The sequence below is a fragment of the Flavobacterium antarcticum DSM 19726 genome (assembly GCF_000419685.1).
Classification (GTDB): Bacteria; Bacteroidota; Bacteroidia; order Flavobacteriales; family Flavobacteriaceae; genus Flavobacterium; species Flavobacterium antarcticum.
Genome location: NZ_ATTM01000005.1, coordinates 305,031 through 319,674, shown reverse-complemented (window position 1 = coordinate 319,674; position 14,644 = coordinate 305,031). Strand labels below are relative to the sequence as shown.

The 14,644-nt window shown below is 35.7% G+C and carries 15 protein-coding genes; 6 read left to right on the top strand and 9 right to left on the bottom strand.

The genetic code is table 11. From position 1 onward, the window contains the following. Positions 1-26 precede the first annotated feature (26 nt). Positions 27-1,505 (bottom strand): proline--tRNA ligase, encoded by a 1,479-nt coding sequence (gene proS, locus YWA_RS0110860; RefSeq protein ID WP_022828537.1) that lies wholly within the window; start codon positions 1,503-1,505, stop codon positions 27-29. A gap of 101 nt (positions 1,506-1,606) precedes the next feature. Between proS and YWA_RS0110855 the strand changes: the two genes are divergently transcribed. The 4 genes from YWA_RS0110855 to YWA_RS0110840 all read left to right on the top strand — a co-directional run bounded on the left by YWA_RS0110855 (position 1,607) and on the right by YWA_RS0110840 (position 6,135). Next, a complete protein-coding gene (locus YWA_RS0110855; protein ID WP_022828536.1) occupies positions 1,607-2,545 on the top strand; it encodes a hypothetical protein in 939 nt (312 codons plus the stop codon). Between the two features lie 76 nt (positions 2,546-2,621). Next, entirely contained in the window at positions 2,622-4,112 is a 1,491-nt protein-coding gene (locus YWA_RS0110850) for an OmpP1/FadL family transporter (protein ID WP_022828535.1), read from the top strand. A gap of 224 nt (positions 4,113-4,336) precedes the next feature. Beyond that, on the top strand, positions 4,337-5,653 hold the full coding sequence (gene rimO / locus YWA_RS0110845) for a 30S ribosomal protein S12 methylthiotransferase RimO (protein ID WP_022828534.1): 1,317 nt from the start codon (positions 4,337-4,339) through the stop codon (positions 5,651-5,653). A gap of 17 nt (positions 5,654-5,670) precedes the next feature. Continuing rightward, on the top strand, positions 5,671-6,135 hold the full coding sequence (locus YWA_RS0110840) for a hypothetical protein (RefSeq protein WP_022828533.1): 465 nt from the start codon (positions 5,671-5,673) through the stop codon (positions 6,133-6,135). Positions 6,136-6,146: 11 nt separating this feature from the next. Here the strand turns inward: YWA_RS0110840 and YWA_RS0110835 are convergent, their stop codons facing one another. After that, positions 6,147-8,336 (bottom strand): B12-binding domain-containing radical SAM protein, encoded by a 2,190-nt coding sequence (locus tag YWA_RS0110835; RefSeq protein WP_022828532.1) that lies wholly within the window; start codon positions 8,334-8,336, stop codon positions 6,147-6,149. Positions 8,337-8,479: 143 nt separating this feature from the next. Between YWA_RS0110835 and bshC the strand changes: the two genes are divergently transcribed. Both bshC and YWA_RS0110825 read left to right on the top strand, forming a co-directional pair. Then, complete coding sequence (gene bshC / locus YWA_RS0110830) at positions 8,480-10,069, top strand: bacillithiol biosynthesis cysteine-adding enzyme BshC (RefSeq protein WP_022828531.1); 1,590 nt, start codon at positions 8,480-8,482, stop codon at positions 10,067-10,069. A 100-nt stretch (positions 10,070-10,169) separates the two neighbouring features. After that, the gene (locus tag YWA_RS0110825) at positions 10,170-10,589 is read left to right on the top strand and encodes a nucleoside-diphosphate kinase (protein WP_022828530.1); all 420 of its coding nucleotides are present in this window, start codon (positions 10,170-10,172) and stop codon (positions 10,587-10,589) included. Between the two features lie 95 nt (positions 10,590-10,684). On the opposite strand, the gene YWA_RS0110820 is transcribed toward YWA_RS0110825, so the two are convergent. The 7 genes from YWA_RS0110820 to YWA_RS0110785 form a co-directional block, all read right to left on the bottom strand. Continuing rightward, positions 10,685-10,981, bottom strand: coding sequence for a DUF721 domain-containing protein (locus YWA_RS0110820; RefSeq protein WP_022828529.1), 297 nt, complete (start codon positions 10,979-10,981; stop codon positions 10,685-10,687). Beyond that, positions 10,981-11,403 (bottom strand): lipocalin family protein, encoded by a 423-nt coding sequence (locus YWA_RS0110815; RefSeq protein WP_022828528.1) that lies wholly within the window; start codon positions 11,401-11,403, stop codon positions 10,981-10,983. Before YWA_RS0110815 ends, YWA_RS0110820 begins: the two co-directional genes overlap by 1 nt. A gap of 123 nt (positions 11,404-11,526) precedes the next feature. Next, positions 11,527-12,507, bottom strand: a complete 981-nt coding sequence (gene ftsY / locus YWA_RS0110810; protein WP_022828527.1) for a signal recognition particle-docking protein FtsY — start codon at positions 12,505-12,507, stop codon at positions 11,527-11,529. A 136-nt stretch (positions 12,508-12,643) separates the two neighbouring features. Next, the gene (locus tag YWA_RS15555; RefSeq protein WP_022828526.1) at positions 12,644-12,796 is read right to left on the bottom strand and encodes a DUF4295 domain-containing protein; all 153 of its coding nucleotides are present in this window, start codon (positions 12,794-12,796) and stop codon (positions 12,644-12,646) included. A 73-nt stretch (positions 12,797-12,869) separates the two neighbouring features. After that, on the bottom strand, positions 12,870-13,052 hold the full coding sequence (gene rpmG / locus YWA_RS0110795) for a 50S ribosomal protein L33 (protein WP_017495179.1): 183 nt from the start codon (positions 13,050-13,052) through the stop codon (positions 12,870-12,872). A gap of 26 nt (positions 13,053-13,078) precedes the next feature. Next, positions 13,079-13,315 carry a 50S ribosomal protein L28 gene (gene rpmB, locus YWA_RS0110790; protein WP_022828525.1) on the bottom strand — a complete coding sequence of 79 codons (237 nt, stop codon included), beginning with the start codon at positions 13,313-13,315 and terminating at the stop codon, positions 13,079-13,081. Positions 13,316-13,386: 71 nt separating this feature from the next. Further along, positions 13,387-14,640 (bottom strand): CinA family nicotinamide mononucleotide deamidase-related protein, encoded by a 1,254-nt coding sequence (locus YWA_RS0110785; protein WP_022828524.1) that lies wholly within the window; start codon positions 14,638-14,640, stop codon positions 13,387-13,389. Between the last annotated feature and the right edge of the window lie 4 nt (positions 14,641-14,644).

Sequence of the window (14,644 nt, the reverse complement as noted above, 5' to 3'; positions counted from 1 at the left end):
CCTAAAGTGAAAAATTTTTAAAATTTTTAATATGCTTTCGCAAAAAGCACCCTTCCTTCACTTGGATTACCAGTAAACATGCAACTTCCCGACTCTTTCACACGGTCTAAAGCGATGCATCTAATCGTTGCTTTAGTCAATTCTTTGATCTTTTCCTCTGTCTCCGGAGTTCCATCCCAATGTGCTGATATAAAGCCACCTTTATCCTCTAAAACGGTTTTAAATTCCTCAAACGAGTTCACTTCTGTGATGTGATTATTTCTGTACGACAGTGCTTTTTGAAATAAATCGTCTTGGATTTTGTCCAATAAAGCACTTACATGATTCACAATTTCGTCTTTCAAAATAATTTCTTTTGTCAACGTATCACGTCGTGCTATTTCAAAAGTACCATTTTGCAAATCTTTTGGTCCAATCGTAATTCGAACCGGAACTCCTTTTAATTCCCATTCTGCAAATTTGAATCCAGGCTTTTGCGTCGTTCTGTCGTCAAACTTTACAGAAAGCTTTAATTTCTTGAACTGACTTACTAAAGTATGTGCTGCATCAGCAACCGCTTTAAATTCTTCATCGGTTTTATAAATAGGAACGATTACAATTTGAATTGGCGCTAAATTTGGCGGCAAAACCAATCCATTATCATCTGAATGCGTCATCACTAAAGCACCCATTAAACGTGTTGACACACCCCAAGATGTTCCCCAAACGTATTCTTGTGTTCCTTCTGCTGTTGCAAATTTTACGTCAAAAGCTTTTGCGAAATTTTGACCCAAAAAGTGCGAAGTTCCCGCTTGAAGGGCTTTTCCATCTTGCATCAACGCTTCAATACAATAGGTTTCTTCTGCACCTGCAAATCGCTCCGTTTCTGTTTTCAATCCTTTTATCACCGGAATTGCCATGAAGTTTTCAGCAAATTCAGCATAAACATTCATCATTTTTTCTGATTCTTCAATCGCTTCAACTCTAGTAGCGTGAGCGGTATGTCCTTCTTGCCATAAGAACTCTGCAGTTCGTAAAAACAAACGTGTTCTCATTTCCCACCGAACCACGTTTGCCCATTGATTGATCAGTAATGGCAAATCACGATACGATTGTACCCAACCTTTATACGTAGACCAAATTATGGCTTCACTTGTTGGCCGAACTATAAGCTCCTCTTCCAATTTCGCATTTGGATCTACCATTAATTTTCCTGGTTTATCAGGATCATTTTTTAATCGGTAATGAGTCACAATTGCACATTCTTTTGCAAATCCTTCTGCGTTTTTTTCTTCCGCTTCAAACATACTTTTAGGAACAAACAAAGGAAAATAAGCATTACTGTGTCCTGTTTCTTTGAACATTCGATCCAATTCCGCTTGCATTTTTTCCCAAATTGCATAACCGTAAGGCTTGATCACCATACAACCTCGCACCCCTGAGTTTTCTGCAAGATCAGCCTTGACAACCAGCTCGTTGTACCATTTGGAATAATCTTGTTCCCGTGTTGTTAAATTCTTACTCATAATGAATAGATTGGCATAAAAATTGTTTAACTTATTTTAACTAAATAGTTTGGCAAAACTAACTATTTTTGTATAGACCAACAATAAAAACCCCAATAGATATGAAAACTTATTATAATTTACCCAAACGTTTTTCTCATTTCCTATTTGCTGGATTTCTTGCACTGGGAATTGTTTCCTGTGGAAGTTATCAAAACACTTCGCAAGACGATAGAGATGGTATTTATTCTAATTCTCAAAGAACAACTGAAAATAGAAATAACTCCGGTAATAATTTTGCCTATAAAAACTATTTTGAGTCTAAACAAGAAGTAGAGGTTTTAACAGATGTTGACAACTATTCTTCTAATAATTACGACCAAGAAAATCCAAATTATAATGAAAACTATGCAGGTTGGGGATCTAACTCCGATAATGTAACGGTTAACATTTATGAAGATTCGTGGGGTCATAATAATTATTGGGGTTACAACAGTTGGTATGCACCTTATTGGGGATTTAGTTCTTGGTATGGACCAAGTTGGGGATTTGGTTGGAACAATTATTACGGCTTTAACAGCTATTACGGTTGGGGTGGCTATTATGGCTGGAACAATCCTTACTATGGTGGTTGGTACAATAACCACTACAATCCTTATTACGGAAATAACTACTACGGCAATAATTATGCAGCAGGTGTAGGTCGCCGAAATAACGATTATTTGAATACCCGAAATTCCTACAACACAAGAAATACAAACAGCATTAGAAGTAATTCGACTCGAAATTATAATTCAACAAGAGGAAATTCGACTCGAAACAATAATTACACGCCTACAAGAAACTATAACGATACTAGATCAACTACTCCTGTGAGAAACAGCACAAGAAATGTTCCGAATAATACAGCTCCAACGCGAACTTCTCCAAGAACCACAACGCCAACAAGAACAACAACTCCTACGAGAAATTATACTCCTTCTACTCCAACACGTTCTTCTGGATCGTCAAGTGGTAGTTCATCAGGTGGCGGAAGATCTTCAGGTAGCGGACGACGATAAAGTACTTTCTACACATATTGCCTATGGTTCATGCTTGTGTGACATAGGCTTTTTTATGAATTTAAATTAAAACAAAATGAGAAAAATAATTTTCCTATTATTAATCGGATTGACTTTTACTGCTGCAAAAGCACAACAAACTTCAGATGCTTTGCGGTATGCCCAAGATGATGTTACAGGAAGTGCACGATACAGAGCGATGAGTGGTGCATTTGGCGCATTGGGTGGCGACCTTTCTGCATTGAATGTCAATCCTGCAGGTTCAGCGGTTTTTGTAAATAATTTTGCTTCAGTAACGTTGTCTAATTCTAATTTAAAAAATAATTCTACTTACTTCGGTACGCAAACCGATGCTAAGGATTCTTCTTTTGACATGAATCAATTGGGTGCTGTTTGGGTTTTTACCAATCAAGACACGAATAGTAAATGGAGTAAGTTCTCATTAGCGATGAATTACGACAAAACAAATAACTATGATAATTCCGTTTATTCGCAAGGCTATAATCCCACAAATTCTGTAGCAAACTACTTTAGCAGTTACGCTAACGGTATTCCGGAAAACGTTCTAACAAATAATCCTTACGAAACCTTGTCCTATAACGAACAGCAAGCATACTTGGGTTACAATGCGTACCTAATTAATCCTGCTGCTGGAAACCAATATACGTCTGCGGTAAATCCAAATGGAAATTACTACCAAGAAAACAGTATCGAATCAAAAGGTTATAATGGCAAACTTTCGTTTAACGTAGCGACAGAGTACGACAATCGGTTTTATTTTGGAGCCAACTTAAATGCGCATTTTAATGATTTTCAGACAACGTCCAGTTATTATGAAGATTATTTAGATTCTCCCGGAAATGATCCAGCAACAGGCGTTCAAGCGTCAAGATTTACAAATCAATTGTACACTTATGGAAACGGATTTTCATTTCAAGTCGGTGCGATTGCAAAAGTTACCAATGAATTCCGAGTGGGTTTAGCGTATGAATCACCAACTTGGTACGATTTAAACGACGAATTAAAACAAACCCTTTCAGTTAATTGTGCGGATTGTGGAACGAATGGAACCAGTTTCTTTGCAGATCCGAATGTGGTTGTTTTCTACCCTACCTATCGTTTGCAAACGCCTTCAAAATATACCGGAAGTGTGGCTTACATTTTTGGTGGTTCAGGACTGATTAGTATCGATTATAGTTTGCGCGATTACAGTAATGCAAAATTCAAACCTGCAAATGAATTCCGTACCGCAAATAATTCCATAAATACAACTTTAGACGTTTCAAATGAAGTGCGAATTGGAGCTGAATATAGAATTAAGCAATGGAGCTTGAGAGGTGGTTACCGCTTTGAGGAAAGTCCGTATAAAGAGAACAATACCATTGGCAATTTAAATAGTTTTTCAACTGGTCTTGGTTATAATTTTGGTTCGGTGAAATTAGATATGGCGTACACGTATGCGAAACGAGAGAATAATCAAGCCTTTTTCTCGCAAGGTTTAACTGATACGGCGAACATTGAGGCCATCCAGAATAATGTGACCTTGACGCTTGGTTTTGAATTATAATAACTTTAAATAGATAAAAGTCTGCTTTAGAACATTTTGAAGCAGACTTTTTTATATACCCAAACGCCGCGACCCAGCCCCGAATGGTGGGAACATCCTCCCGTTTTTTCGGGAGATGTGGAAGGAATGCGGGTCCAAACTTTCCTAAAAAAGCCAAAAGTGACTCGCTTCTAAAAATAAATATGTAATTTTGCACCCTCTAAAAAATTCGAGAACTTAATACTATGAGAACCAAATCTTTAAAAAAGAATAAAATTAACGTAATTACACTTGGCTGTTCTAAAAATGTTTACGACAGTGAAGTATTGATGGGACAACTGAAAGCCAGTGGAAAAGACGTAGAACACGAAGCTCCTGCTGAATCAGAAGGAAATATTATTGTAATCAATACGTGTGGTTTTATTGACAATGCAAAAGCGGAATCAGTGAATATGATTTTAGAATATGCAGAAAAAAAGAAACAAGGATTAGTAGACAAAGTATTCGTAACCGGATGTTTATCTGAACGCTACCGACCAGATTTAGAGAAAGAAATTCCGGATGTAGACCAGTATTTTGGAACTACAGAATTGCCTGGACTTTTAAAAGCGCTTGGTGCAGATTATAAACACGAATTATTAGGAGAACGTTTAACAACAACGCCTAAAAATTATGCCTATTTAAAAATTGCAGAAGGTTGCGACAGACCTTGCAGTTTTTGCGCCATTCCTTTAATGAGAGGAACCCACGTTTCTCAACCTATTGAAAAATTAGTTAAAGAAGCACAAGGATTAGCGAGAGATGGTGTAAAAGAATTGATTTTGATTGCACAAGATTTGACCTATTATGGTTTAGATATTTACAAAAAACGAAATTTAGCTGAGTTACTTGAAGCATTAGCAAAAGTAGAAGGTATTGAATGGATTCGTTTGCATTATGCCTTTCCTACGGGATTCCCAATGGATGTATTGGACTTAATGAAACGCGAACCTAAAATATGTAATTACATCGATATTCCGTTGCAACATATTTCTGATTCAATTTTGAAATCAATGCGACGTGGAACTACACAAGCGAAAACAACTAAATTGCTAAAAGATTTCCGTGAAGCAGTTCCTGGAATCGCGATTAGAACGACGCTTATTGTAGGTTATCCAGGTGAAACGCAAGAAGATTTTGAAACGTTGAGGGATTGGGTACAAGAAATGAAATTTGACCGAATGGGTTGTTTCGCTTATTCTCATGAAGAAAATACGCACGCTTATTTATTAGAAGACGACGTTCCTGCTGATGTAAAACAAGCTCGTGCAAATGAAATTATGGAATTGCAGTCGCAAATTTCATGGGATTTGAACCAAGAAAAAGTGGGACAAGTTTTTAAATGCATTATCGACCGAAAAGAAGGAACGCATTTTGTAGGTAGAACAGAGTTTGATAGTCCAGATGTGGATAATGAAGTATTAATTGACGCTACAAAAACGTACTTAAAAACAGGCGAGTTTGTGATGATCAAAATTACAGAAGCAACTGAATTTGACTTGTACGGCGAACCCGTAGAATAAGTAAAAATGATACCCGTATGATGAATATTTTTTCTAAAATAGTTGTTTTGTTTATTGTCTTTTCAAGCGTACAATCTTATGCTCAATATTACAATCCCAATAGCAGAGGTGGTCTTGACAGAAGCATTGGTGCCGAAAACCGATACAGTAAAGAGCCAAAAAAAGAACCGGTAGATTACGTAAAAGTGATGGCCGATAACTTAACGGACAAGCTTAAATTAGATGGTTTTCAAAGTGCGATTGTAAAAAATCTGATTGAAGAATACGTGAAAAATGTAAACGAAATTGGGTTGGAGAATATTCCAAACGATGCTAAAGTAGAGAAAAGCCAAATTGCTAGAACTACAATGGAGGAAAAGTTTACGGCTATTTTTAGCGAGAAACAGAAAGTGCTTTTTGAAGAATTAAAAGACAAAAACACAAGTAAGAAGAACGACAAAAAGAATAAAAAATCAAAAAAGAAATCAGAAGAAAGCGAATAATTTCAACTGAATTATAGTACCAATAGTCCAAAGGACTTAATGGTTTTGAGTGGTTTTGAATGCCAAAACAACTCAAAATTTTCAAGTCCTTTTTGTTCAAAATCACTTTTCACTTGTAAATAGGACTTAGGCTTCGTGTTTGCAACAGATAATTCTTCTAATATCTCCATAAACCATTCGCCTTCTTCCCTATTCATTTGGATTGAAAATGATTCTTTCTTATCGTGAAAAGTCAAACTCACCACTTCCCAAGATTTTCCTTTTTTAGATTTCGTTGTGTAGGCTACTGTTGGTTTTCCACCAATCCACACTATTTTCGCATTAGATTTCACCTCTAGTGAGTCAGGTGCTGTAATTGCATTTTCGATGAAATCAGATGGGATTTTCGTTTTTGGAATTTTAAATTCGAACCAATCTTGTAAGGGATAATCAAAACAAATTCCATGCATGAAGTTGTATAATGATTTTGACAAGCCAAAACTAAACTTCTCATGATCAATACCGGTTATGTCCTTAAATTCTACATCGTTGTTTGCGAAAGTTCCAATATCCATGTTTCGAATTACGCCAAATTTCTCCGGATACATTCCCACCGGACTATGAGCTGTTAACGCAAATTGATGCCAAAATCCGGATTGTATCACACCGGTTTCAAACAATTGCCGAACCATTTCTAAACTATCAATGGTTTCTTGAACCGTTTGCGTAGGATATCCGTACATCAAATACGAATGCACCATTATTCCCGCTTCGGTAAAATTGCGATTCACAATGGCGACTTGTTCCACTGTAATTCCTTTGTCAATAAGTTTCAACAAGCGATCAGAAGCTACTTCTATACCACCTGAAACGGCGATACATCCCGAAGCTTTCAATAAAACACATAAATCTCTTGTAAATGCTTTTTCAAAACGAATATTGGTCCACCAAGTCACGGCAATTTTTCGTCGCAAAATTTCTAATGCCAAAGCTCTCATTAATGCTGGTGGTGCTGCTTCATCCACAAAATGAAATCCATTTTGCCCCGTAGCGGCAATTAATTCCTCTATTCTATCGCACAACAGGTTTGCAGCAATGGGTTCGTAAATTTTTATATAATCTAACGAAATGTCGCAGAAGGTACATTTTCCCCAGTAGCAACCGTGTGCCATTGTGAGTTTGTTCCATCTGCCGTCACTCCACATGCGGTGCATTGGGTTTACGATTTCGATTACTGAGATGTATTTGTCTAGTTGCAAATCAGAATAATCTGGGGTTCCAACTTCTGATTGTTTGTAATCACTTTTAGCCGAATCATTTCTATAAACGACTTTACCTTCTTCTACCAATAAAGTTCTTTTGAACGTGTCGTAGTCCGAATTTTCGATATTGTTTATTAATTCTTCAACAGGAACTTCTCCGTCGTCTAGCGTAATAAAGTCTAGAAATTCAAATACCCTAACATCTGACAAGGAACGGAGTTCGGTATTTGGAAAACCGCCACCCATTGACACTTTTATATGCGGAAACTTTTTCTTGATCAATTGTGCAGAACGAAATGCGGCATATAAATTTCCAGGAAAGGGAACTGAAATCAAAACCAATGTTGGCTCTACGTCAATAATCCTTTCTTCTAGAATTTCTAGTAGAATGTTGTCAATATAAGTTGGTTCAGTTTGCAAGCTTTCATACAATTCATCAAATGTACTTGCGGATCGACCCAATCGTTCAGCATAGCGGCTGAAACCGAAGTTGTTGTCGACACATTCTACGATTAAGTCGGAAAGGTCTTCGAGGTAAAGTGTGGCAAGGTGTTTTGCTTTATCTTGTGTTCCCATGCTTCCAAATGCCCAATCCAGCTCATCTAGTTGTGCGAAGCGTGAGGCTTCAGGAAGAAAATCTTCTTGGCAAATGGATAATGCTAATGTTGGGTTTTTTCCTTGTAAAAATAAAATTACAGCATCAATTGTATTGATGTAATACGCTTTCAACGCGATAATTCGAAAACTATTTTCTCCTGGATTTTCAAATTTTTCTGCTTGCGCAAAAAGATGCATAAGTCCTTGCTTTGAAAACATTTTTAAAATCACTTCAATACCTAAATCAGCTTGAACACTAGGAATATTCTTGGTATTCAAAAATCCTTTAATATAGGCCGTGGCCGGATACGGTGTGTTTAGCTGTGTGAAAGGCGGCGTGAAAAGAAAAAGTTTAGTTTGCAAATCAGAAACGAATTAAGGTGCAAAAATACGTGATATAAACTGATAAACAACTGCAGCTAAATATATTTCACAAGCATTTGTTAAACCAAAAATAGGTCCAATTAATTTTAGTTAATTTTACGAAAATTATAGACTTCTAAATTATGCCAACCGACTGTATTAGCTATCAAGATTCCGGGTATTTCACTCCAATTATGAATGATTATTTGGATCAAAAAGAACAATTACAATCGTTATACAACAGATTTCCTACCTTGGAAAACTTTAAAACACAAATCATTGAAAAGCAATCCAATTATGCAGATGCAAATCGTGCCGTATTGGTTTCAGTATTGAAAAACCAATACGCAAATATTACCATTTCTGATTTGACTTTAGAAAACATCGCAGCGTTAGAACAGACAAATACGTTTACTATTACTACGGGACATCAGTTGAATTTGTTTACAGGACCGTTGTATTTTTTATACAAAATCATTTCGGTGATTAATCTCACCAAGGAATTAAAAGATACCTATCCCGATAAAAATTTCGTTCCGGTGTATTGGATGGCAACGGAAGATCACGATTTTGATGAAATCAATTATTTCAACTTTAAAGATAAAAAACTTCGATGGAACAGAGAAAGTTCTGGTCCGGTAGGTCGATTGTCGACAGATGGACTGAGTGAAGTTTTTAAAACTTTTAGTGGGGAATTGGGCATGGGTAAAAATGCTGAAGAGTTAAAAAAATTATTTGAAGATGCTTATATAAATCATGCAACTTTGGCGGAAGCCACACGATTTTTAGCAGATAAAATCTTCGGCTCCTATGGATTGGTTATTTTGGACGCGGATGATGCCGACTTAAAAAAACGATTTATTCCTTATGTGAAAGAGGAATTACTGCACCAAACCTCGCATCAAAAAGTGGCAGAAACTGCTGAACTACTATCGGCTTATAAAATTCAGGTGAATCCAAGGGAGATTAATTTATTTTATATTGAAGATGATTTTCGAGAGCGAATTATTTTAGAAGATGGCGTTTATTTAATCAACAATACTGAAATTAAGTTTACTGAAAAAGAGTTGTTGAACGAATTAGAACAGCATCCAGAAAAGTTTAGTCCAAATGTGATAATGCGACCGCTGTATCAGGAAGTTGTTTTACCTAATTTAGCTTACATCGGTGGTGGTGGAGAATTAGCGTATTGGTTAGAATTGAAATCATATTTTGAAGCTTCTAAAGTAACGTTCCCTGTCTTATTATTGAGAAATTCCGTCTTGTTAGCCACTGAGAAGCAAGCGAAGAAAGCAGATAAATTAGAATTATCTTGGAACGATTTATTTAAAAAACAGTTTGATTTAAAAGAGAAAATTGTAAAAAAAGCTTCAAAATTTACATTAGATTTTTCAGAACAAAAGCAGTTTTTACAAGCGCAATTTGACACCCTTCGAAAAATGGCTCAAAAAACAGATTCTTCCTTTATTGGCGCTGTAAACGCTCAAGAAACAAAACAAATTAAAGGCTTGAATGCACTAGAAAAAAGAATGATTAAAGCGGAAAAAAAGCATTATGCCGATATATTAGAACGCGTTACTGATTTACAAAACGAATTATTTCCGAATCAGAGTTTGCAGGAACGAAAAGCTAATTTTTCTGAATTTTATCTTGAAAGTGGCGATACAATGATTGAACAATTATTTGCTGCTTTGAAACCTTTGGAACAACAGTTTGAAATCGTTGTGGTATAAAGTGAACTCAGCTGGGTTTTAATTTTCAAATTAAATAAACGAACGTTTTATTTATAAATTATAAAAAACTATTTTTGCACCGAATTAAAAAATAAAAAAAATGGCTACAAATAGAACATTTACAATGATTAAGCCGGATGCAGTTGCAAACGGACACATCGGAAACATTTTAGCAATGATCACAAATGCAGGTTTCAAAATCGTTTCTTTGAAATTAACGCAATTGACTACTGCTGACGCACAAAAATTTTACGACGTTCATGCTGCTCGTCCGTTTTATGGCGAGTTAGTAGAATTTATGTCAAGAGGTCCAATTCTTGCTGCAATTCTTGAGAAAGACAATGCAGTTGAAGATTTCAGAACATTGATTGGCGCTACAAATCCTGCTGATGCAGCGGAAGGAACAATCAGAAAAGCGTATGCAACTTCTATTGGAGAAAATGCAGTTCACGGTTCTGATTCAGATGAAAACGCAGCTATCGAAGGTGCATTTCACTTTGCAGGAAGAGAAAATTTCTAGTAAAAAGTTTTCAGGTTTTTAGTGTTCAGTAATGGATGTTAAAAATTGGCCTAAAAATATAAAGCCGATTCAATTTATTTTGAATCGGCTTTTTTTTATCTTAATACTACTTCTTTAATAAGGTCCCGCCGAAGTTCTTCGTTGAGCATTGCAATTATTTTAGACTTACCAAAGCTCAGCTCTTCTCGCAACACCGCTGATGATAATTCTACATAGAGAATAGTTCCTTTGAGAACGACGCTTTTAGTATAACTATTGACGCCATTTCCCATCAAAGACTGCCAAGCTTCCTTAACCGAAATTTGATCCATTCCAGGTTGGAGTCGGTTTTCTTTAATGATGTACTTTAAAACGTCGCCTATTGTGTTTTCATTATTTAATCGTTTGGCCATTATTTTACGGTAAAAGGAATTGGTCGTTTGTATTGGTATTGCAAGTTTTGATCATTCTCTAAAACCAGTTGCTCTTCTGTCAGCGTCTTGATTTCTTCCTTCCAAGTGGCATAATCCGTTTTGTAAGAAATGAAAGTTCCTTCTGCTGATTTTTCTATTTTTATTTCTTCTTCAGAATCATTTACCAAATAGGTTCCGTCCAATTGAGGTTTTACTTTTTTACGAAAACCGCTGTCGTTTTTTACTTCGAAAAAATCTACTGTTTCGCTCATCTTGTATTCTTTCTTGGTACCGTCCGCCATTGTGACTTGTTCGATTTCCCAATATCCATTTAATAGATTTACATCAAAGGTTTCCGCTTTTTTCTCTTGGCAAGAAGTTAAAATAAATACTGTAAAAAGTGAAAGAATAAAATTTTTCATGGTTGAAATTTAAAAAAATAAAATTACTGTTTTAATGTAGGATAAAAAAATGAGACCGATTATTTATTACATAAAAAAAGCTCAAAATATATTTGAGCTTACTATTTTATACGGATTAAAATTTTATTTAAAAAAAGAATCAACAAATTCAATTTTATTAAAAACTTGCAAATCTTCGATTCCTTCTCCCACTCCAATATATTTTACGGGAATTTGAAATTGATCTGAAATACCAATCACAACTCCCCCTTTTGCAGTTCCATCTAATTTCGTTACCGCTAAAGATGTCACTTCAGTTGCTGCAGTAAATTGTTTGGCTTGTTCAAAAGCATTTTGTCCAGTTGAACCATCTAAAACTAACAATACATCGTGTGGAGCATCGTCAATTACTTTCTGCATGACACGCTTCACTTTTGTAAGTTCGTTCATCAAATTGACTTTATTATGCAAACGTCCTGCGGTATCAATAATAACCACATCAGCCTCTTGGGCAACGGCTGATTTCAGAGTGTCAAATGCTACTGAAGCGGGATCACTTCCCATTTCTTGACGAACCATAGGAACGCCAACACGATCCGCCCAAATTTGCAATTGATCAATTGCTGCAGCTCTAAAAGTATCTGCGGCACCAAGAACAACTTTGTAGCCTGCTTTATTAAATTGGTACGCAAGTTTTCCGATTGTCGTCGTTTTACCAACACCATTTACACCAACGACCATTAAAACGTAGGGCTTCTTATTTGCAGGTATTTCAAATACGGATGAATTCGTATTATTGGTTTCAGAAAGTAGACCAGCAATTTCATCACGAAGAATTTGATTTAATTCTTCTGTTCCAACGTACTTATCTTCTGAAACTCTTTTTTCAATCCGTTTGATGATCTTCAATGTCGTATCAACTCCTACGTCAGAAGCTACTAGTATTTCTTCAAGGTTATCTAAAACCTCATCATCCACTTTTGATTTTCCAGCAACTGCTTTTGTAAGTTTAGAGAAAAAGGAACTTTTGGATTTCTCCAAACCTTTATCAAGCGTTTCCTTAGCTTGTTCATTTAAGCCTGATTCCTTTTTTTCGGAAGAAAATATTCTTTTAAAGAAGCTCATATTTGTTTTGTTCTATGTTCTGTATTTGTGTTCTTTACTCTATGAGAAGTGGTGCTCAAAAATTTAACGACAAATATAAAAATAAAAAAGCTACTTTCGGGTGGAAAGTAGCTTTTCTATAAAATTGTAGTTTGAATTATTTCTTTTTCAAGAATTCATCAACAAGTTCTGGTGCCATGATTGACTCAACGAATGTATATGCACCTGTTTTTGGAGATTTCACCATTTTGATGGCTTTTGATAATCTCTTTGAAGCTGTCTGTAGGGTTGCTACGGTTTTCTTTGCCATGATTTAAATGTCTTTTAATTTTAATAAAATAGATAAATGCAAACACCTATCGTTTTATAAAAATCTTAAATTATTATTTAATTTCTTTGTGAACAGTTACTCTTTTCAAGATTGGATTAAATTTCTTAATCTCTAATCTGTCTGGAGTATTTTTTTTGTTCTTAGTTGTGATATATCTTGAAGTACCTGCAACACCTGATGTTTTGTGTTCTGTACATTCTAAAATTACTTGGATTCTATTACCTTTCTTTGCCATCTTGCTATATATTTATTGAGGAAGATTTATTTGATAAATCCGTTTGCTTTAGCAGTTTTTAACACTGCGTCAATTCCGTTTTTGTTGATTGTTTTAATTGTAGATGCAGCTACTCTAAGAGTAATCCATCTATCTTCTGCAGGAAGGTAAAAACGTTTTTTAAGTAAGTTTACAGAAAACTTTCTTTTCGTTTTGTTCATCGCGTGAGAAACGTTATTTCCCACCATAGCTCTTTTACCTGTAAGGTCACAAACTCTTGACATTATGCTTATCTTTTATCGTTATTCAAAATCAGGGTGCAAAGAAAAGAAAAATAAACCTTTATACAAAATAATTATTGTACATTTTTTAAAATTTCTTTCATTAGCAATTCAAAACTTTTATTTACCGTTCTATCTATCACTTTTTCACGTGGTTGGCCAAAATTAAATTTTTCTACAAAAATAGATTCTGGTGTTGCCAATGCGATAAAAACGATTCCAACCTCTTCATTCGTAGCGTCTTTTGTAGGTCCAGCATTTCCAGTTACCGCAATCGCATAATCCACATTCATTATTTTCTGAATATTGCGAACCATCTCCCTAGCAACTTCCTCACTTACAACTGAATATTTCGCAATCGTTTCTTTAGAAACCTGCAATACATCCGTTTTGACTGATTCGGTATAGCAGACAATACTTCCTTTAAAATAAGCGGAAGCTCCTGGAACTGCTGTAATTCGTTGTGCTATTTTCCCACCCGTACAACTTTCGGCTGTTGCCAACGTTTTATTATGCTTCGTCAGTAATCGACCGAGAACCACTTCGATTGTGTCGCTATCGTCGTAGCCAACAATTATGTCACCAATAATTGCTGTAAGTTGCTTAATTTGCTCCGCAAGCGTGTTATTTAATAAATTTTCGTCTGTACCTCTTGCTGAAAGTCGGAGTCGAACCCGTCCCGGACTTGGCAAATACGCCAACTTAATAAATTCAGGTAAATTATTTTCCCAATCTTCAATCCGTTCCGCGACCATACTTTCACCTTGACCGTACGTTAACACCGTTTGATGAATGATAAAAGGGCGTTTATATTCCTTAACGATTTTTGGAACAATTACATTATCTACGATGTCTTTCATTTCATAAGGAACACCCGGAAGCGATATAAATACCGTATTTTCCTTCTGCATCCACATTCCTGGAGCAGTTCCGTTTGCATTGGTTAAGATGGTACATTTGGACGGAACTAATGCTTGATCGCGGTTCATTTGACTGATCGGTCGTTTGTAAAAACCTTCAATTATTTGGGTGACATGTTGCAAAACTTCTGAATTAATTACTAATTCGTCTTCAAAATAATCACAGAATGTTTTTTTAGTAATATCGTCTTTTGTTGGCCCTAAACCACCGGTAATCAACACTAAATCAACTTTATTTTGCAAACTGGCGAAGGTGTCTAAAATATGATTTTTATCATCAGAAATCGACAGCATTTCAGTGATTTCAATGCCAATTTTATCTAAGGCTTTTGCCATATAGCCCGAATTTGTATCTACAATTTGGCCTATAAGAATTTCGTCGCCAATAGTAACTATCGCTGCTTTCATAAGT